This window comes from Streptomyces xanthophaeus (assembly GCF_000725805.1).
Taxonomy (GTDB): domain Bacteria; phylum Actinomycetota; class Actinomycetes; order Streptomycetales; family Streptomycetaceae; genus Streptomyces; species Streptomyces xanthophaeus.
In genome coordinates this window covers 1-18,292 of the sequence record NZ_JOFT01000049.1, presented here as the reverse complement: position 1 = coordinate 18,292, position 18,292 = coordinate 1, and the positions used below count along the sequence as shown (strand labels likewise).

Below are 18,292 nucleotides of genomic sequence, written 5' to 3'. Positions count from 1 at the left end.
CAGTCATGGACCGCCGCATTTTCGGGCTGGAGAACGAGTACGGCGTCACGTGCACGTTCAGGGGACAGCGCCGACTGTCTCCTGACGAAGTGGCGCGCTACCTCTTCCGCCGTGTTGTGTCATGGGGCCGCAGCAGCAATGTCTTCCTGCGGAACGGCGCCCGCCTCTACCTCGACGTGGGTTCGCATCCGGAATATGCAACACCGGAATGCGACAACGTGACGGAACTCGTCACGCACGACAAGGCCGGCGAGCGCATTCTCGAAGGCCTGCTCGTCGACGCCGAACGCCGCCTGCACGAGGAGGGAATCGCGGGCGACGTCTATCTCTTCAAGAACAACACCGACTCTGCGGGAAACTCGTACGGATGCCACGAGAACTATCTGGTGGCCCGGCACGGGGAATTCTCCCGCCTGGCGGACATCCTCATCCCGTTCCTCGTCACGCGCCAGCTGATCTGTGGTGCGGGCAAGGTACTGCAGACCCCCCGGGGTGCGGTCTACTGCGTGAGCCAGCGGGCCGAGCACATCTGGGAGGGCGTCAGTTCCGCGACGACCCGGTCCCGGCCGATCATCAACACCAGGGACGAGCCGCACGCGGACGCGGAGCGGTACCGGCGGCTCCACGTCATCGTCGGTGACTCGAACATGTCCGAGACGACCATGCTGCTGAAGGTCGGGGCCACCGATCTCGTGCTGCGCATGATCGAGGCGGGCACGGTGATGCGGGACCTGACGCTGGAGAACCCGATCCGGGCGATCCGTGAGGTCAGTCATGACATCACCGGCCAGCGCAAGGTGCGTCTGGCGAGCGGCCGGGAGGCCTCGGCGCTGGAGATCCAGCGGGAGTACTACGACAAGGCGGTGGACTTCGCGGAGCGCCGGGGGATCCGTACCGGTGTGGTGGACCAGGTGCTGGAGCTGTGGGGCCGCACGCTCGACGCCATCGACGCCGAGGACCTGGACCGGATCGGGACCGAGATCGACTGGGTCATGAAGTACCAGCTGATCGAGCGGTACCGGGCCAAGCACAACATGACGATGTCGAACCCGCGGGTGGCTCAGATAGACCTCGCCTACCACGACATCCACCGCCGGCGCGGGCTGTACTACCTGCTGGAGCGCAAAGGACAGGCGGCGCGGATCTGCAACGACCTCAAGATCTTCGAGGGCAAGTCGGTGCCCCCGCAGACGACGAGGGCGCGGCTGCGCGGTGACTTCATCCGCCGGGCGCAGGAGCAGCGGCGGGACTTCACGGTGGACTGGGTGCACCTGAAGCTGAACGACCAGGCGCAGCGGACCGTGCTGTGCAAGGACCCGTTCCGGTCGGTGGACGACCGGGTGGAGAAGCTGATCGCCGGGATGTGAGTGTGTCGTGTGACACCGCACTGACCTTCTGATCTTGGCCAGGGGCCCCGTACGTTACTCGTACGGGGCCCTCTGCACGGCTTAGAGTGGCGGGCGACCGCCTTGCCGTCTGAGATCTGAGGAACCCGTGCGCCGACTTGCCGGCCTGCTTGTCGTACCCCTCCTGCTGCTGTCGACAGCGGCTTGTGGCGATGACAGCGGCTCCGACTCCGCCCAGATGAAGAACGGGGCGCCCGCGATCACCGAGGGTGCCAAGTTCGGGGAGAAGCCCACCCTGTCGCAGGGGAAGGGCGAACCGCCGAAGGAGCTCAAGGTGGTGAGCATCAGCGAGGGCGACGGCCCGGCGCTGAAGAAGGGCGACGTCGCCCAGGTCAACTACTACGGCCAGGTGTGGGACGGCAAGGAGCCGTTCGACGAGAGCTTCGGCAAGGGCAAGCCCTTCGACGTGACCGTCGGCGCGGGCGCGGTCATCAAGGGCTGGGACCAGGGCCTTGAGGGCCAGAAGGTCGGCAGCCGCATCGAGCTGGTGATCCCGCCGGAGCTCGGTTACGGCGCGCAGGGCTCCGGCGAGAAGATCAAGGCGAACGCCACGCTGGTCTTCGTCGTCGACATCGTCAAGGGCACCTCCGTCCCGGTCTCGGCCACGGGCAAGGAAGTCGCCCAGGACAACAAGGACCTGCCCAAGGTCGGCACCAACGTGGACGGCAAGGAAGTGCCCGTCACCGTCCCGAAGGACGTCGCTCCGCCGGCGAAGCTGGTCTCGAACTACGTCATCGAGGGTGACGGCCCGGTCGTGAAGGACGTCGACAGCGTCGTCGTCAAGTTCAACGGCAAGACGTGGAAGGACGACAAGACCTTCGAGTCCACGTACACCGCCGACACGTCGGTCACCTGGCCGATGGACCAGCTCTCGGTCAAGGGTCTGAAGGACGGCATCATCGGCAAGAAGGCCGGCAGTCGCATCCTGCTGGTCATCCCGCCGGACATGGGCTTCGGCGACAAGGAGCAGGGGACCATCCCGGCCAATTCGACGCTGGTCTTCAGCCTCGACATCCTCGCCGTGATGTAAGACTGTTCCGGTTGACCGTTTCGTACGTATGAGGAGAAGTTCCGTGAGCGACAAGCTCGAGAAGCCCGAGATCGACTTCCCCGAGGGCGAAGCCCCCGAGGACCTCGTCTCCGAGGACATCTGGCTGGGCGACGGCGACGAGGCCAAGGCCGGCGACCGGGTTTCCGTCCACTACGTGGGCGTGGCCTTCTCCACCGGCGAGGAGTTCGACGCTTCCTGGAACCGCGGCTCCGCGCTGCAGTTCCAGCTCGGTATCGGCCAGGTCATCTCCGGCTGGGACCAGGGCGTCCAGGGCATGAAGGTCGGCGGCCGCCGCAAGCTGACGATCCCCGCCCACCTCGCCTACGGCGACCGTGGCGCGGGCAGCGCGATCGCCCCGGGCGAGACGCTGATCTTCGTGTGCGACCTGGTCAAGGTCGGCTGATCCGGACACCCGCGATCCGCTGAGGGGCCCCCGCCGGTACGGCGGGGGCCCCTCGCTTTTGCCCGGACGTCCCGGGACGGTACGGTCAACGGTCACGGGTGTTCGCGGAGAAGGGCGGAAGGGCGTCGATGGCGATTGCCAAGGCCGAGCGGCTGATGAATCTGGCGCTGTGTCTGCTGGGGACCCGTCGGCCGCTGAGCAAGCGCGAACTGCGCGGCTCCATCGAGGCGTACATGGAAGCCGGCAACGACGAGTCCTTCAACCGGATGTTCGAGCGCGACAAGGACGATCTGCGCGAACTCGGCCTGGTCATCGAGACGGTGGAGAACCTGGAGGGCGAGACGGGCTACCTGGCCCGCCGGGACAGCAACCGGCTGCCGCCCGTCGCCCTCGACGCCGAGGAGGCCGCCGCCCTGGGGCTGGCGGCCAAGGTCTGGCAGCAGGCCCGCCTCGCCGGGGCCGCGAGCGGCGCCCTGCAGAAGCTGCGCGCGGGCGGGATGCCGGAGGCGGGTGACCCCTACGAGGGCCAGCACAGCGCCATCGAGCCCCGCATCCCGGTCCACGAGGCGGCTTTCGAGCCCCTGATGCTGGCCTGCCGGGACCGCCGGCCGGTGGTGTTCGACTACCGCAAGTCCAACGCCGCCCGGCCCGAGACCCGTCAGGTGGAGCCCTGGGCGCTGGAGTGCTGGCGCGGCCACTGGTACCTGGCCGGCTTCGACCGCGACCGCGGGGCGGAGCGGGTGTTCCGGCTCTCCCGGATCACCGGCAAGGTTCGCTCCCGCGCCGCGAAGTACACCGCCGAGGTGCCCGACGTGGTGACCGTGCGCGAGACCGTGGCGAGCTGGGCCGGGGAGAGCGCGGACCGTTCCGCGCTGATCCGGCTGCGCAGCGGCGCGGGTTACCCGCTGCGGGCCAAGGCCACCGCCGTGCGCGAGGGCGGGGACGGCTGGGACGAGCTGGAGATTCCGTACGGGCACGGGCTGGACGCCTGGCTGGTGGAGTTCGGGCCGGACGTCGTGGTGGTGGAGCCCGCCGATCTGCGGGCCGACGTCGTGGACCGGCTGCGGGCCGTGGCCAAGGGCTGACCGGGCCGCCGCCGCAGCGCCCGCCGGCACCGCACCGCACCGCACCGCACGACCGCCGGGCGCCTTCGCACCACCGCGCTTCTGCACCACCACCGCGCCGCACCACCACCGCGCTGCCGCACCACCTGCCGAGCACGCCCTGAGGGGGAGACGTACCAGCATGGCTGCCAACGCCATCGACCAGACCCGCCGCATGCTGTCCCTGGTGACCTACCTGCGCGAGCGCCCCGGGGCGCACGTCGCCGACGTCGCCCGAGCCTTCGGGATCACCGAGGACGAGCTGATCTCGGACCTCGACGTGCTCCCCATGTGCGGGACCAGCTTCCGCGGCGGGGACCTGCTCGACATCGACACCGACGGGGAGCGCATCTGGTGGCGCAACCCCGACGCCTCGGGGGAGTCAACCGCCGAGCCGCTGCGGCTCGCCGCCGACGAGGCGACGGCGCTGCTGGTCGCCGCCCGTGCGGTGGCGACCCTGCCCGGGCTGCGCGAGAGCGACCGGGACGCCCTGCTGCGGGCCACCGCCAAGCTGGAGGCGGCGGCGGGCGAGGCCGCCGGGGCCAGCTCCCGGCTCTCGGTGACCTTCGAGGCCGAGGGCGGGGTCTTCGCGGACGTCGACCGGGCCATCGCGGAACGCCGCCGGCTGTGGCTGCGCTACTACTCGCCCGCGCGCGACGAGCTCACCGAGCGCAAGGTCGACCCGATCCGGCTCTTCGCCGTGGGGCACACGTACATGGAGGGGTGGTGCCACCTCTCGGAGGCCCGGCGCACCTTCCGCCTCGACCGGGTCGCGGAGATCCGGCTGCTGGACGAGCGGGCCGAGCCGCCCGCGATCGAGCCGCGCGATCTTTCCGAGGGCCTGGTCCAGCCCGCCGCCGAGGACCCCGAGGTCGTCGTCGAGGTGGGTCCGGGCGGGCGCTGGGTCGCCGAGTACTACCCGCACGACAGCGCCGAGGAGCTGGCCGAAGGGGGCCTGCGGATCACGCTGCGCAGCCCGGACCCGGCCTCGCTGCGGCGGCTCGCGCTGCGGCTGGGACGCGAGGGGCGGATCGTGGCTCCCGCGGAGCTGGCGGAGAGCGCGCGCAGCGCCGCCCGCGAAGCGCTCGCGGGGTACGGGGAACAGGTCTGAGGGAGGTTCGGCCGATGTCGCCAACGTCCGGACCCGTGGCCTTCAAGGCCTCCTGTCCCGACTGCCGGGCCCGCTTCGAGCTGGACGCGGCCGCCCTGCGGCTGGCCATCGGAGGCAGCAGGCGGACCACCTTCTACTCCTTCACCTGTCCCGAGTGCGGTGCCTCCGTACGCAAGCCCGCCGGCGAGCGCATCGTGGAACTGCTGACCGGTGGCGGCGTGAGCACCCTGCGCAGCATCTGAGGCGGCCGGTGGCCTAGGCTCGCCCCATGCTGTGGCCGATGCTCGCAATTGTCCTGGGCTTCCTCGGGGTCGCCGTCCTGTCCGTCCTGGCCGTGCGGGTCTTCGTGGAGGTCCGCAGACTCGCCGGGCAGGTCGAGCGGGCCAGCCGCCGGATCACGGACGCCTCGGGGGACCTGGAGCGGGCCGCTGCCGACCTGGCCCGCGCGGGCCGGATCGCGCGTCCCTGAACCGGGACGAAACCGGCAGTCCGCCGCCGTCGTGACCCGGCCGTACGCAATCGGGGGTACCCCGGGGGATTGCCGGGCGTTAACCCCCGGGGGTTACGATCCTTGTCTGAGCGGTTACCGGATGGGTGTCCGAACCGCCCGGAGCCACCACAACCAGCCGTTTCGGTGAGAAGGAAGACACACATGATCGGCAATCTGAAGCCCCTTGAGATCCTTCTGATCATCGCTGTGATCGTGCTGCTGTTCGGTGCCAAGAAGCTTCCGGAGATGGCGCGCTCCCTCGGCAAGTCGGCCCGCATCCTCAAGAGCGAGGCCAAGGCCATGAAGAAGGACGGCGAGGCGGAGGACGCGGCCGCGGCCCCCACCGCCGCCGACCAGGCCGCCCAGCAGCCCGTCGCCCCGCGCACCATCCAGGCCGCGCCCGGTGACGTCACCAGCTCCCGGCCCGTCAGCGAGCCGAACCGCACCACCCAGGGCTGACACCCGCCGGACACGCCAGTCATCTGCAACGAGACAAGGGACGTGGGTTGCTCAAGTCTGCCCGCAAGCAGGGGAAGCCAGAACGACAGGCCAAGGACGCCGAAGGGCGCATGCCTCTCGTCGAGCACCTGCGCGAACTGAGAAACCGCCTGCTGAAGTCGGTCCTGGCGATCCTCGTGATCACCGTCGTGGCGGCCTTCTTCTACAAGGACCTCATCGACTTCATGCTGAAGCCGATGCTGGACTCCGTCGGCTGCACCGACGGGGTGGTCTCGCAGCGCAACGGCCGCCCCTGCGCCGACATGACGGTCAACGGCCTCATCGCGCCGTTCTCCATCGCCCTGAAGGTCTCGCTGACCGCCGGCATCGTGATCTCCGCGCCGGTGTGGCTCTACCAGCTCTGGGCCTTCACCGCCCCCGGGCTGCACAGCCACGAGAAGAAGTACGCGATGAGCTTCGTCGCGGTCGGTGCGCCGCTCTTCGGCGCCGGCGCCGTGCTCGCGTACAAGGTCCTCCCGCAGACCGCGACCATCCTGCTCGAGTTCACGCCCGAGCACGCGCGTAACCTGCTCCCGGTCGACGACTACCTCGACCTGATCACCCGCATGGTCGTCGTCTTCGGTCTCGCCTTCGAGCTGCCGCTGCTGCTGATCCTCCTCAACTTCACCGGGGTCCTCACCGCGAAGCGGCTGGCGGGCTGGTGGCGCGCCATGGTCCTGGGCATCACGGTCTTCGCCGCGTTCGCCACGCCCACCGGTGACCCGCTGACCATGCTGGCCCTGGCCGGTCCGATCATCGCCCTGTACTTCATCGCGCTCGGCGTCTGCCTGGTCAACGACCGGCGGCGACGGCGCAACGACCCCGACGCGGGCCTGGACGACGACGAAGCAGCCGAGCTGGACCTCACCCCCGCGCCGATCGGCTCCATGGACCCGGTCGCGGCACCCGCCGCCCTCCCCGGGCAGGACGACGGCGGACGCCAGCGGATCAACGGTTACGACGACGCCACCTGAGGAGATCACCCTCCGGTACATTCCGGGGGTGAGCTCTGAGGTCACCCTCTTCGTCAATCCCACCGCGGGCCGCGGGCCTCTGCGTGCGGACCGTCCTCGGCGGCGACGGGCCCGACGCCCTGGCCCGGCTGCGCACCGCCGTCCGTGAGGGCACCGGCGCGGTGATCGCGGTGGGCGGGGACGGCATGGTCTCTCGACCTCGGGCGCGCGGACGGCACCTGGTACGGGACCGTGCTGTGCTCCGGCTTCGACTCCCGGGTCAACGACCGGGGCAACCGGATGCGGCTGCCGGCCGGCCGCTTCAAGTACGACCCGGCGATGGTCGCCGAGCCGGCGGCCTTCCGGCCCTTCCCCTACCGGATCACCCTGGACGGCGGCGGGGTCATCGAGACCGAGGCCACGCTGGTGGCCGTGCAGGGGGGCCCCCGGACGGAGTTCGGGGGAGGGTCCTCGTACGGGGGCGGCATGCGGATCTGCGCGGACGCGGTGCCCGACGACGGGCTCTTCGACGTCACGGTGGTGGGCGACTGCAGCCGGGCCACCCTGCTCAAGGTCTTCCCGCAGGTCTACAAGGGGACCCGCCTCGGCCACCCGCGGCCCTGCGCGTCCTGGTATGACCGTCCGACGACCGTCCGCGTACTCGTATAAATGATCGCGACTGTTGTCAGAGGTGGCGGGTAGGCTCGATCTCAAGATGACCGAAGAACTCTCTCCCGCCGAGCGGTACGCCGCTGCCCGGATCCGCGCCGCCGAAGAGGCCACCGCGCTGCACCCCTTCCGCGAGATGTACGCATTCGATCTGGACCCCTTCCAGATCGAGGCCTGCAAGGCACTGGAGGCCGGCAAGGGCGTCCTGGTGGCCGCCCCCACGGGCTCGGGCAAGACCATCGTCGGCGAGTTCGCCGTGCACCTGGCGCTCCAGCAGGGCCGCAAGTGCTTCTACACGACGCCCATCAAGGCCCTGTCGAACCAGAAGTACGCGGACCTCGTCAAGCGTTACGGCGCCGACAAGGTGGGCCTGCTCACCGGCGACAACAGCGTCAACTCCGATGCGCCCGTGGTCGTGATGACCACAGAGGTGCTCCGCAACATGCTGTACGCGGGCTCGCAGGCGCTGCGCGGCCTGGGCTACGTCGTGATGGACGAGGTGCACTACCTCTCCGACCGGTTCCGCGGAGCCGTCTGGGAGGAAGTGATCATCCACCTCCCCGAGTCGGTGACCCTGGTCTCGCTCTCGGCCACGGTGTCCAACGCGGAGGAGTTCGGCGACTGGCTGGACACCGTCCGCGGCGACACCGAGGTGATCGTCTCCGAAGAGCGGCCCGTACCGCTGTGGCAGCACGTCATGGCCGGCCGGCGGATCTTCGACCTGTTCGAGGAGGAGTCCGACCACGGCGGCCGCAGCTCCGCGCGCCGCGAGGTCAACCCCGACCTGCTGCGGATGGCGCGCGAGGAGAACAGCCGCTCGTACAGTCCGAAGGACCGGCGGCGCGGGAAGATGGTCCGCGAGGCCGACCGCGAGCGCGAGCGGCGCTCCCGCGGCCGGATCTGGACCCCGTCGCGGCCCGAGGTCATCGCCCGCCTCGACAACGACGGGCTGCTGCCCGCCATCAACTTCATCTTCAGCCGGGCCGGCTGCCAGGCCGCCGTCCAGCAGTGCCTGTACGCGGGCCTGCGGCTCAACGACGACGCGGCCCGCCTTCAGGTCCGCGAGATCGTCGAGGCGCGCACCGCCTCCATCCCCACCGAGGACCTGCACGTCCTCGGGTACTACGAGTGGCTCGAAGGCCTGGAGCGGGGCATCGCCTCGCACCACGCGGGCATGCTGCCCACCTTCAAGGAGGTCGTGGAGGAACTGTTCGTCCGCGGCCTGGTCAAGGCCGTCTTCGCCACCGAGACCCTCGCGCTGGGCATCAACATGCCCGCGCGCACGGTGATCCTGGAGAAGCTGGTCAAGTGGAACGGCGAGCAGCACGCCGACATCACCCCCGGCGAGTACACGCAGCTCACCGGCCGGGCCGGGCGGCGCGGCATCGACGTCGAGGGCCACGCCGTCGTGCTCTGGCAGCGCGGCATGGACCCGGTGGGTCTCGCCGGGCTCGCGGGCACCCGTACGTATCCGCTGCGCTCCAGCTTCAAGCCCTCGTACAACATGGCCGTGAACCTGGTCAGCCAGTTCGGGCGGCACCGTTCGCGCGAGCTGCTGGAGACCTCCTTCGCGCAGTTCCAGGCCGACCGCTCGGTCGTCGGGATCTCCCGGCAGGTGCAGCGCAACGAGGAAGGCCTGGAGGGCTACCAGGAGGGCATGACCTGCCACCTGGGGAACTTCGAGGAGTACGCGCAGCTGCGCCGCGACCTCAAGGACCGCGAGACCGACCTGGCCAAGCAGGGCGCGGCCCAGCGCCGGGTGCAGGCCGCCAGCTCGCTGGAGAGGCTCAAGCCGGGCGACATCATCCACGTGCCGAGCGGCAAGTTCGCCGGGCTGGCGCTCGTCCTGGACCCGGGCGTGCCGGCCGGGCGGGTCAACGGGCACCGCGGGCACGAGTACACCGAGGGGCCGAGGCCGCTGGTGCTCACCGCCGAGCGGCAGGTCAAGCGGCTCGCCGCGATCGACTTCCCGGTGCCGGTGGAGCCGTTGGACCGGATGCGGATCCCGAAGACCTTCAACGCCCGCTCCCCGCAGTCGCGTCGGGACCTGGCATCGCAACTGCGGACCAAGGCGGGCGACTTCAGGCCCGGGCGGGCGCCCCGCGGGCGCGCCGCGGCGGCCGACGACCGCGAGATCGCCCGGCTGCGCGCCGAGCTGCGGGCGCACCCGTGCCACGGCTGCGACGAGCGCGAGGACCACGCCCGCTGGGCGGAGCGCTACCACCGGCTCAAGCGGGACACCCAGCAGCTGGAGCGCCGCATCGAGGGGCGGACGAACACCATCGCCCGCACCTTCGACCGGATCCACGCCCTGCTCACCGAGCTGGACTACCTGCGCGAGGACGAGGTCACCGAACACGGGAAGCGGCTCGCCCGGCTCTACGGCGAGCTCGACCTGCTGGCCTCCGAGTGCCTGCGCGCCGGGGTCTGGGAGGGCCTGAGCCCGGCCGAACTGGCCGCCTGCGTATCGGCGCTGGTCTTCGAGGCGCGGCAGTCCGACGACGCCGTCGCACCGAAGGTGCCGGGCGGCGCGGCGAAGGAGGCGCTGGGCGAGATGGTCCGGATCTGGGGCCGCCTCGACGCGCTGGAGGAGGACCACCGCATCAACCAGGCGGAGGGCGTGGGCCAGCGGGAGCCGGACCTCGGCTTCGCGTGGGCGGCGTACCAGTGGGCTTCCGACAAGAGCCTGGACGAGGTGCTGCGCGAGGCGGAGATGCCGGCCGGTGACTTCGTGCGCTGGTGCAAGCAGGTCATCGACGTCCTGGGGCAGATCGCCGCGGCGGCTCCTTCGGCCTCCGGTGACAGCGGGAGCACGGTGGCGCGAAATGCCCGTAAGGCCGTGGACGCGCTACTTCGGGGTGTAGTGGCCTACAGCTCGGTCGGCTAGGCGCTTTTGGGGCTTCCTCCGAGTGTGGGTGTGGCTCGATCTCATCTCTTGCCATGATCGGTTCGTCGTGCGCTGTGCGACGATCGGGCCATGGGTGGGGAAGCAGATGCAGGACCGAGACGGGTCGGTCGGCCGCGCGCCGACCAGGTGAGACCGGTGAGCGGCCGGCCGCCGCGTGAGGAACTCCTCTGCGCGGCGGCCGAGTTGTTCACCGTCCGGGGATACGCGGCCACCACCACGCGGGCGGTGGCCGAGCGGGCCGGGCTGCGCCAGGCCACGATGTACCACTACTTCGGCGGCAAGGAGGAACTCCTCGCCGAACTCCTGGAGTCCACGGTCGCCCCCTCGCTGCTGCTGGCCCGCAGGCTCCTGGCCGACACCGGGCGGCCGGCCGCCCGGCGGCTGTGGGAGCTGTGCCGCTCGGACGTGCTGCTGCTGTGCGGGGGGCCGTACGACCTGGGCGCGCTGTACCTGCTGCCCGAGGTGGGCGGGGCCCGGTTCGGCCAGTTCCGCCGGATGCGGGCGGAACTGCGGCACATCTACCGGGAGTTGCTCCAGGGAGCCTGCGGCGGGGCGGAGCTGGCCGGGGACCGGGCCGGGCTGGCCCTGCGCAACGACCTGGTGTTCGGGCTGATCGAGGGCGTGATGCTGATCCACCGCGCGGATCCCGGGCGGCCGGCCACGGTCTTCGCGGAGGCCACGGCGGACGCCGCGCTGCGGATCGCGGGCGTCGGCGCCTGACGCCCGGCCTAGCTCCCGGGGCCGGACTCCCAGCCCGGGAGGTCGTCCCAGGCCTGGAGGGCGAGCCCGCTCTCGAAGCGGTGGACGGCGCCGGTGACCGGGTCGGTGAAGGCCAGCACCCGGGCCAGGAGCTGGAGAGGGCGCCGGTAGTCGTCCGGAGCCGGGTCGGTGACCTGCGGATACACCGGGTCCCCGAGGATGGGCAGGCCGAGGCCGTTCATGTGCACCCGGAGCTGGTGGGTGCGGCCGGTGTGCGGGGTCAGCCGGTAGCGTCCCAGGCCGCCCCGGGTGGCGATGAGCTCGACCAGGCTCTCGGCGTTCGGCTCGCCGCCCGGCACCTCGGCCGCCGCGATCACCCCACGGGTCTTCTCGATCCGGCTGCGCACCGTGCGTGGCAGGGCGAGCTGCGGATCGTGGCGCGCGAGGGCCTCGTACTCCTTGTGCACCTGCCGCTGCTGGAAGAGGAGCTGGTAGGCGCCGCGGTCCGCGGGCCGGATGCTGAACATGACCAGTCCTGCCGTCAGCCGGTCCAGGCGGTGCACCGGGCTGAGCTGGGGCAGGTCCAGTTCCGCGCGCAGGCGGGCCAGGGCGGTCTGCGTGATGTGGCTGCCGCGCGGGGTGGTCGCCAGGAAGTGCGGCTTGTCCACGACCAGGAGGTGCGGGTCGCGGTGCACGACGCGGATCGCGAAGGGCACGGCCGGTTCCGCCGGCAGGTCCCGGTGGAACCACAGGTAGGCGCCCGCCTCGTACGGGTCCTCGGCGCGCAGGACGCGCCCGCCGGGGCCGAGCACCCGGCCGGCCGTCAGCAGCCCGGCGATGGCCGCGGCTCCGGGCCCGCCCGCGTAGTGCGCGGCGAGGTAGCTGCCGAGGTCGGGCCAGGCGCCGTCGGGGTCCGCGGGCAGGCGCAGCCGGACGGGGTCGATACCGGCGCGCTGGGGCAGCGGCGAGGGGGGTAGCGGGGCTCTGCGTCTCATCGCAGGACAGGCTATGCGGCTCCTGCCGGGTGGGGGTGCCCAGGTGTCGGTGATCCAGAGGTCCTTGAGGGAGGACCCGGGCAGGGTGGAGTGCCGGTCGAACGCGTCGGGGTGGTGAGGGCGCCGGCCGCGACCGTCGAGGAGAGCGGCTCGGACAGCGAGGCGATCTGGCCGCGGCCGCCCCGGAGGCCGCCGCCGTCGCGGTCAGCAGGACCGCGGCTCCGGCCGTGCCCGGTGCGCGGAGCGTACGCACGGGGACGTCCTGCCGCCGGACGGCTGACGGGCGCGCGGCCGGAACGCCGGACAGCCCGGGCCCGAGGGCTCGGGCTGTCCGGGGTGTCCGGGTGTTCCGGAGGGGTCAGGCCGCGGCTTCGTGGCGGAGTTCCTGCTCGGCCTCCACCGTGGCGTTCCAGTCGCGCTTGATCGCGCGCCAGCCCTCGTCCGTCTCGCCCAGGCGCCAGTAGCCGGAGATCGACAGGCGCTCGCGCGGGATGCCGCGTTCCAGGCGCAGGTGGCGGCGGAGTTCCTTGACGAAGCCGGCCTCGCCGTGGACGAAGGCGTGCACGTCCGGGGACGGGAACCGCAGGGCGGTGACCGCTTCGACCAGCGCCTCGCCGACCGGGCGGTCGCCGCGGTGGATCCAGAAGGGCACGGTCCCGTCCGCGGCGGCGATCTTCAGCTCGTCGGCCGGGCCCTCGACCTCGATGAAGGCGTGGACCCGGGTACCGGCCGGGACCGCCTCCATCGCCGCGGCGATCGCGGGCAGTGCGCTCTCGTCGCCGACCAGGAGGTGCCAGTCGGCCGTCAGGTCCGGGGCGTAGGCGCCGCCCGGGCCGAGGAACCGTACGAGTTCACCCGGCTGGACGCGGGCCGCCCACGGCCCGGCCAGGCCCTCGTCGCCGTGGACCACGAAATCGAGGGTCAGTTCGAGGTGTGCCGCATCCCAGGCCCGGACCGTGTACGCGCGCTGGCGCGGCCACTGGGCGCGGGGGAAATCGGCCCGGATCTGCTCGAGGTTCCACGGCGAGGGGTAGGAGACGCCCTGTGGGGGGAAGAGGAGCTTGACGTAATGGTCCGTGAACTCGCCCGCGCCGAATCCCGCCAGTCCCTCACCGCCCAGCACGATCCGCACCATGTGCGGTGAAAGCCGTTCGGTGCGTACGACGACGGCGGCGGCGACTGTACGGGCGCGTCCTTCTGCCACGGTTACTCCCTGACTCCCCTGGTACTTAGGATTACCTAAGTTAGCACCTCAGGGCCGCAGCGCGCTGCTCAGGCGCGACACGGCCCCGCCGAGACCCCACCGATGGGCGAGGGCGTCGACCAGTTCGGGCTGCGCCGCGACCGCGGGCAGAGCCGGGTTGAACTGCGGCAACGGCACGTCCGAGGCCACCTGGACCACCTTCGGAGCCACCGCCAGATAGGGCCGGGACTCGTCCAGGCGCTTGCGCTGGGTGGGGGTCAGCTTCGACTTCGGGTCGTCGATCGCCGCGATGATTCCGGCGAGCGTGCCGTACGCGTCGAGGAGCTTGGCCGCGGTCTTCTCGCCGATCCCCGGCACGCCCGGCAGGCCGTCGCTCGGGTCGCCGCGCAGCAGCGCCAGGTCCGCGTACCCGGGGCCGTCCACCCCGTACTTCTCGCGCAGCCAGGCCTCGTCCGTCACCTGGAGGGTGCCCACGCCCTTGAGGGGGTAGAGCACGCGCCGCCGACGGGCGTCGTCCACGAGCTGGTACAGGTCCCGGTCGCCGGTGACGATGTCCACGGGGCCGCTCGCGCGGGCCGTGAGCGTACCGATCACGTCGTCCGCCTCGAAGCCCGCGACCCCCACGCGGGCGATGCCGAAGGCGTCCAGGGCCGCCTCGATGATCGGCACCTGCGGGGCGAGGGTGTCCGGGGTCTCCTCCACGTCCGGGCCCGCCTCGGTCTCCACGGCGACGCGGTGCGCCTTGTAGGAGGGGATCAGCTCCACCCGCCAGTGGGGCCGCCAGTCGGCGTCCATGCACGCCACGAGGTCGTCCGGGCGGTGGTCCTGGACCAGCCGTCCGATGAAGTCGAGCAGCCCGCGCACGGCGTTCACCGGGGTGCCGTCGGGGGCCTTCACGGAGTCCGGCACACCGAAGTAGGCGCGGTAGTAGAGGGAAGCGGTGTCCAGGAGCATCAGGCGTCGTGTCGTCACGGACACGATGATGCCGCAACGCGCTGCGCGCCCCGGCGACCCCGGACCGCCCTTGGCGGGCCCGCCCGACGGGTCACGGACGGTGAGCGCGCGCATACACCACGGCAGCGTTCGGGGGGACGGGTCCACCCGTGAGCGCGATACCGGAGGCGGTTGCTGCGTAAGGTGCTTACAGCACACCGATGTGCGACGGACAAGGGGAGGGCAGCCCCCACATGAACGACAGGGACGGCACGGACGGCCCGCACGGCTTGGACCGCGAGCACGGCAAGAGCGGGAACAAGGCGACGGACAAGGAAAAGGACAAGGACAAGGACGCGAAGGAACCGCTGCGGGTGGGCGTGGCCGTCCGCAAGCGGCGTCGCGCCCTCCACCTGACCCTGGCGGCCGTCTCGGCGCGCAGCGGCCTGTCGGTCCCCTTCCTCAGCCAGATAGAGAACGAGCGGGCCCGGCCCAGCATGCGGTCCCTGGAGCGGGTCGCGGACGCGCTGGAGACCACGGCCGTCGAACTGCTGGCCGCCTCCGACACGGCGCGCACGGTGGACCTCGTACGGGCCGGTGACGCGTCCGGGCTCACCCCGGTGCCGGGCGTACGGCCCCTGGTGCGCGGCCATCACCAGCTGCACGCCCTGGAGTTCACCGGGGACCAGGACGCGGGCCGCGAGTACCAGCACCGCAACGACGAGCTGATGTACGTGATCTCGGGCGCCTGCCAGGTGGAGGCGGAGGGGCGGGCGTACCGGCTGGAGAGCGGGGACGCGCTGTTCCTGTCGGGCGGTGTGCGCCACCGCTGGCGGGCCGTCACCGAGGACACCCGGCTCCTGGTCGTCGCCGTCGCGGACCACATCCACGCCACGTCCGAGCCGCCGTCGCCCGGCCGGTGAGCGCCGCGCGGCGGGTCGTCTCGCTGGTGCCGTCCCTGACCGAGGCGGTGGCGGTGAGCGCGCCGGGGCTGCTGGCCGGGGTGACCGACTGGTGCACGCACCCCGCCGACCTCGGGGGCGCGGTGCGGATCGGGGGGACGAAGAACCCCGACGTCCGCCGGATCGTCGGGCTGCGTCCGGACCTGGTGATCGCCAACGAGGAGGAGAACCGGGCCCCGGACCTGGCGGAGCTGCGCGCCGCCGGGGTGGAGGTGCTGGTCACCGAGGTCCGGGACCTGCCGCAGGCGCTACGGGAACTGGACCGGGTGCTGGTGGGGGCGCTGGGGCTGAAGAGGCCGGGCTGGCTGGTGGACGCGGAGCGCGCCTGGGCCGGGGTGGAGCCGGTCGGCGCGCTCACCGCCTTCGTGCCGGTCTGGCGGCGGCCGTGGATGGTGCTGGGCCGGGACACCTTCGCGGGGGACCTGCTGGCGCGGCTCGGGGTCCGCAACGCGTACGCCGGGCACCCGGAGCGCTACCCCCGGGTGCCGGTGGAGGAACTGGCGGCCGCCGGCTGCGATCTGGTGGTGCTCCCGGACGAGCCGTACCGCTTCTCGGCCGAGGACGGGCCGGAGGCCTTCCCGGGCCTGCCGGCCGCCCTGGTCGACGGCCGGTACCTGACCTGGTACGGCCCCTCGCTGGCCGAGGCTCCGGCGGCCCTGGCGGCCGCCCTGCACGCGGCGCGCTGAGCGGTTGCCCGCCCTAGGCGAGGAGGCGGCCCGAGAGCAGGCCGCGGAGGGTGTGGGCGGCGGCCAGGAGCCAGGCCGTCAGCAGGGCCAGGAACAGGGCCGTGGCCAGCCAGGAGAAGGCGGTCAGGCCGGTGTGGTGGGCCAGGCCGGTGGCGCCGGTGACGCAGGTGCCGACGGGGAAGGTCAGGGCCCACCAGGTCATGGCGAAGCCCATGCCGGCGCGGGCCGCCCGGACCAGCATGGCCGCGGCCAGGGCCAGCCACAGCAGCGCGAAGCCCATGACGGGGACCCCGTAGACGACCGCGAAGGCGCTCAGCGCTCCGGCGTAGGGGGCGCCGATCGACTGGTGGGCGACGTCGGCGAGCTGGTTCACGGCGGTGGTCGACTGGCCGAGCGGGCCCAGCACCAGGAAGAGGGTGGGGGTCAGGGCCAGGGGGAGGGGGCCGCCCACGATCAGCCGGCCGAGGATCAGGGGGAGCATCAGCAGGGTGGCGAGCAGACTGATGCCGAACATGGCGTAGCAGGCGAGCAGCAGGGCCTCGCGGGGCTGGCCGGCGGGCAGGTGGGGTATGAGCACCGGGCCCAGCGCGGCGGAGACCATGGGGGCGACCAGGGGGAGCAGCCACACGGGGGTGGCCTGCCGGGCGTCGACCTTGTGGCGGACGATCATCAGGTAGGGCACGGCCACGGCCATGACCAGGCCGACCGCGGTGCCGGCGGTGAAGAGCACGGTGTCCACGGCGACGGCCGCGCCGGTCCCGATCAGGTCCTTGCCCACGATGAGGGTGCCGCCGCCGACGGCCAGGAGGGCCATCGAGAGGCAGCCGTAGAACGGGGCCACGGCCGGGTCGAGGAGATGGGCGCGGGCCTGGTCGCGGTGGTGGATCCAGTGCCCGGCCCGGGCCGTCAGCACGGCGGCGAGGGCGAGCGCGGACAGCGCCCAGACGATCTGGCAGGCCACGCGCTGTCCGGGGAGCTGGTACGGGAGGGTCGCGCCGGCGTTGGCGACGATGGCCGTGCCCATGACGGAGGCGTACCAGTTGGGGCCGAGGTTCCGCAGCGCGGGGGCCTTGTGGGCGCGGGGCGCGGGCTCGTCGGGGAGGGTGCGGGGTCGCACGAGGGTGGTGGCCATGGACCCAGCCTCCCGCCGGTCCGTCCCGGTCGGCAGAGGTGATCTCCCTATGAGGCCATAAACTGATGTTATGGGCAATGAAGAGTGGGTTCCGCTGGCTCACCGGGTGCCGGACCTGGGCGCGATGGAGCTGCTCCTCGCGGTGGCGCGGGTGGGCAGCCTCAGCGGCGCGGCCCGGCGGCTGGGCATCACCCAGCCCGCGGCCAGCAGCCGGATCCGGGCCATGGAGACCCGGCTGGGCGTGGCACTGGTCGACCGCTCGCCCCGGGGGTCGACGCTGACGGCGGAGGGTGCGCTGGTCACGGACTGGGCCCGGCAGGTGGTGGAGGCGGCGGAGGCGTTCGACGCCGGGGCGCAGGCGCTACGGGGCCGACGCGATTCGAGGCTGCGGGTGGCCGCCAGCATGACCATCGCGGAGTACCTGCTGCCGGGCTGGCTGATCGCCCTGCGCGGGCAGCGGCCCGACACGGCGGTGTCCCTGCACGCGGGGAATTCGGCGGTGGTCGCCGAGCAGGTCCTCGCGCACGAGGCGGACCTCGGCTTCGTGGAGGGCCTGACCGTGCCCGAGGGCCTGGACTCGGCGGTGATCGCGCAGGACCGGCTGGTCGTGGCCGTGGCGCCGGGGCACCCGTGGGCGCGGCGCACGCGCGGGGTGGCCGCGGCGGAACTGGCGTCGACGCCGCTGATCCTGCGCGAGCGGGGCTCGGGCACGCGGCAGGTGCTCGACGCCGCACTGGCCGGATGCGGGGGACTGGCCGAACCCCTGCTGGAGCTGGCGTCGACGACCGCGGTGAAGGCGGCGGCGCTGAGCGGCGCCGGGCCGTGCGTGCTGTCGGCGCTGGCCGTGGTGGACGAGCTGGCGGCGCGCCGCCTGGTCGCGGTCCCGGTCGACGGGGCGGCCCTGGACCGCGCCCTGCGGGCCGTCTGGCCGACGGGCGCCCGCCCGGCCGGCCCAGCCCGCGACCTCCTCTCCCTCACCAGGGGCAGGAGCTAGTGCTGTGACCGGAAAGGTCCACCGGGTCGCGGCGCCCGGCACGGCACCTCCCCGCGTTGTCGGACCACGCAAGTACGTCCAGTACGAGCCGTGGC

General features: G+C 72.2%; 18 protein-coding genes and 1 pseudogene. 15 read left to right on the top strand and 4 right to left on the bottom strand.

What is annotated here, in order from left to right; translation table 11 throughout:
* The first annotated feature begins 5 nt into the window (after positions 1-5).
* From pafA to IO30_RS0126120, 12 genes and pseudogenes are all read left to right on the top strand, one after another.
* Complete coding sequence (gene pafA / locus IO30_RS0126175; protein WP_030016332.1) at positions 6-1,367, top strand: Pup--protein ligase; 1,362 nt, start codon at positions 6-8, stop codon at positions 1,365-1,367.
* Positions 1,368-1,494: 127 nt separating this feature from the next.
* Complete coding sequence (locus IO30_RS0126170; protein ID WP_031146729.1) at positions 1,495-2,436, top strand: FKBP-type peptidyl-prolyl cis-trans isomerase; 942 nt, start codon at positions 1,495-1,497, stop codon at positions 2,434-2,436.
* Between the two features lie 28 nt (positions 2,437-2,464).
* Positions 2,465-2,860 carry an FKBP-type peptidyl-prolyl cis-trans isomerase gene (locus tag IO30_RS0126165; RefSeq protein WP_031146728.1) on the top strand — a complete coding sequence of 132 codons (396 nt, stop codon included), beginning with the start codon at positions 2,465-2,467 and terminating at the stop codon, positions 2,858-2,860.
* Positions 2,861-2,988: 128 nt separating this feature from the next.
* Positions 2,989-3,945, top strand: coding sequence for a helix-turn-helix transcriptional regulator (locus IO30_RS0126160; RefSeq protein WP_031146726.1), 957 nt, complete (start codon positions 2,989-2,991; stop codon positions 3,943-3,945).
* A 160-nt stretch (positions 3,946-4,105) separates the two neighbouring features.
* Positions 4,106-5,074 (top strand): helix-turn-helix transcriptional regulator, encoded by a 969-nt coding sequence (locus IO30_RS0126155; protein ID WP_031146724.1) that lies wholly within the window; start codon positions 4,106-4,108, stop codon positions 5,072-5,074.
* 14 nt (positions 5,075-5,088) lie between these two features.
* Positions 5,089-5,316: a CpXC domain-containing protein gene (locus IO30_RS0126150; RefSeq protein ID WP_031146722.1), complete on the top strand. Its 228-nt coding sequence runs from the start codon at positions 5,089-5,091 to the stop codon at positions 5,314-5,316.
* A gap of 26 nt (positions 5,317-5,342) precedes the next feature.
* On the top strand, positions 5,343-5,543 hold the full coding sequence (locus IO30_RS0126145; RefSeq protein ID WP_031146720.1) for a hypothetical protein: 201 nt from the start codon (positions 5,343-5,345) through the stop codon (positions 5,541-5,543).
* A 183-nt stretch (positions 5,544-5,726) separates the two neighbouring features.
* Positions 5,727-6,023, top strand: a complete 297-nt coding sequence (tatA, locus tag IO30_RS0126140) for a Sec-independent protein translocase subunit TatA (RefSeq protein WP_031146718.1) — start codon at positions 5,727-5,729, stop codon at positions 6,021-6,023.
* Between the two features lie 47 nt (positions 6,024-6,070).
* A complete protein-coding gene (gene tatC, locus IO30_RS0126135) occupies positions 6,071-7,036 on the top strand; it encodes a twin-arginine translocase subunit TatC (protein ID WP_031146716.1) in 966 nt (321 codons plus the stop codon).
* A gap of 28 nt (positions 7,037-7,064) precedes the next feature.
* Positions 7,065-7,630, top strand: a pseudogene (locus IO30_RS40820) (sphingosine kinase); the annotation flags it as partial.
* Between the two features lie 100 nt (positions 7,631-7,730).
* Complete coding sequence (locus tag IO30_RS0126125) at positions 7,731-10,571, top strand: DEAD/DEAH box helicase (protein ID WP_031146714.1); 2,841 nt, start codon at positions 7,731-7,733, stop codon at positions 10,569-10,571.
* A gap of 90 nt (positions 10,572-10,661) precedes the next feature.
* Positions 10,662-11,312, top strand: coding sequence for a TetR/AcrR family transcriptional regulator (locus IO30_RS0126120; protein WP_031146712.1), 651 nt, complete (start codon positions 10,662-10,664; stop codon positions 11,310-11,312).
* Between the two features lie 8 nt (positions 11,313-11,320).
* On the opposite strand, the gene IO30_RS0126115 is transcribed toward IO30_RS0126120, so the two are convergent.
* From IO30_RS0126115 to IO30_RS0126100, 3 genes are all read right to left on the bottom strand, one after another.
* Positions 11,321-12,286 carry a pseudouridine synthase gene (locus IO30_RS0126115; RefSeq protein WP_031146710.1) on the bottom strand — a complete coding sequence of 322 codons (966 nt, stop codon included), beginning with the start codon at positions 12,284-12,286 and terminating at the stop codon, positions 11,321-11,323.
* Positions 12,287-12,644: 358 nt separating this feature from the next.
* Positions 12,645-13,490 (bottom strand): siderophore-interacting protein, encoded by an 846-nt coding sequence (locus tag IO30_RS0126105; protein ID WP_031146709.1) that lies wholly within the window; start codon positions 13,488-13,490, stop codon positions 12,645-12,647.
* A gap of 48 nt (positions 13,491-13,538) precedes the next feature.
* The gene (locus IO30_RS0126100; RefSeq protein ID WP_031146708.1) at positions 13,539-14,444 is read right to left on the bottom strand and encodes a 5'-3' exonuclease; all 906 of its coding nucleotides are present in this window, start codon (positions 14,442-14,444) and stop codon (positions 13,539-13,541) included.
* A gap of 353 nt (positions 14,445-14,797) precedes the next feature.
* Here IO30_RS0126100 and IO30_RS0126095 point away from each other — a divergent pair, with 353 nt between their 5' ends.
* Together IO30_RS0126095 and IO30_RS0126090 are read left to right on the top strand one after the other, a co-directional pair.
* Positions 14,798-15,346: a helix-turn-helix domain-containing protein gene (locus IO30_RS0126095; RefSeq protein WP_031146707.1), complete on the top strand. Its 549-nt coding sequence runs from the start codon at positions 14,798-14,800 to the stop codon at positions 15,344-15,346.
* Positions 15,343-16,071: a helical backbone metal receptor gene (locus IO30_RS0126090; RefSeq protein WP_031146706.1), complete on the top strand. Its 729-nt coding sequence runs from the start codon at positions 15,343-15,345 to the stop codon at positions 16,069-16,071. The genes IO30_RS0126095 and IO30_RS0126090 overlap by 4 nt, the downstream gene beginning before the upstream one ends.
* A gap of 13 nt (positions 16,072-16,084) precedes the next feature.
* On the opposite strand, the gene IO30_RS0126085 is transcribed toward IO30_RS0126090, so the two are convergent.
* The gene (locus IO30_RS0126085; protein WP_031146705.1) at positions 16,085-17,203 is read right to left on the bottom strand and encodes a TDT family transporter; all 1,119 of its coding nucleotides are present in this window, start codon (positions 17,201-17,203) and stop codon (positions 16,085-16,087) included.
* Positions 17,204-17,273: 70 nt separating this feature from the next.
* Here IO30_RS0126085 and IO30_RS0126080 point away from each other — a divergent pair, with 70 nt between their 5' ends.
* Entirely contained in the window at positions 17,274-18,197 is a 924-nt protein-coding gene (locus tag IO30_RS0126080) for a LysR family transcriptional regulator (protein ID WP_031146704.1), read from the top strand.
* Positions 18,198-18,292 lie beyond the last annotated feature (95 nt).

Coding starts and splice junctions, on each gene's coding strand:
- pafA (WP_030016332.1), top strand. CDS start 6: ATGGACCGCCGCATTTTCGGGCTGGAGAACGAGTACGGCGTCACGTGC.
- IO30_RS0126165 (WP_031146728.1), top strand. CDS start 2,465: ATGAGGAGAAGTTCCGTGAGCGACAAGCTCGAGAAGCCCGAGATCGAC.
- IO30_RS0126160 (WP_031146726.1), top strand. CDS start 2,989: ATGGCGATTGCCAAGGCCGAGCGGCTGATGAATCTGGCGCTGTGTCTG.
- IO30_RS0126155 (WP_031146724.1), top strand. CDS start 4,106: ATGGCTGCCAACGCCATCGACCAGACCCGCCGCATGCTGTCCCTGGTG.
- IO30_RS0126150 (WP_031146722.1), top strand. CDS start 5,089: ATGTCGCCAACGTCCGGACCCGTGGCCTTCAAGGCCTCCTGTCCCGAC.
- IO30_RS0126145 (WP_031146720.1), top strand. CDS start 5,343: ATGCTGTGGCCGATGCTCGCAATTGTCCTGGGCTTCCTCGGGGTCGCC.
- tatA (WP_031146718.1), top strand. CDS start 5,727: ATGATCGGCAATCTGAAGCCCCTTGAGATCCTTCTGATCATCGCTGTG.
- IO30_RS0126125 (WP_031146714.1), top strand. CDS start 7,731: ATGACCGAAGAACTCTCTCCCGCCGAGCGGTACGCCGCTGCCCGGATC.
- IO30_RS0126120 (WP_031146712.1), top strand. CDS start 10,662: ATGGGTGGGGAAGCAGATGCAGGACCGAGACGGGTCGGTCGGCCGCGC.
- IO30_RS0126115 (WP_031146710.1), bottom strand. CDS start 12,286: ATGAGACGCAGAGCCCCGCTACCCCCCTCGCCGCTGCCCCAGCGCGCC.
- IO30_RS0126100 (WP_031146708.1), bottom strand. CDS start 14,444: ATGCTCCTGGACACCGCTTCCCTCTACTACCGCGCCTACTTCGGTGTG.
- IO30_RS0126085 (WP_031146705.1), bottom strand. CDS start 17,203: ATGGCCACCACCCTCGTGCGACCCCGCACCCTCCCCGACGAGCCCGCG.
- IO30_RS0126080 (WP_031146704.1), top strand. CDS start 17,274: ATGGGCAATGAAGAGTGGGTTCCGCTGGCTCACCGGGTGCCGGACCTG.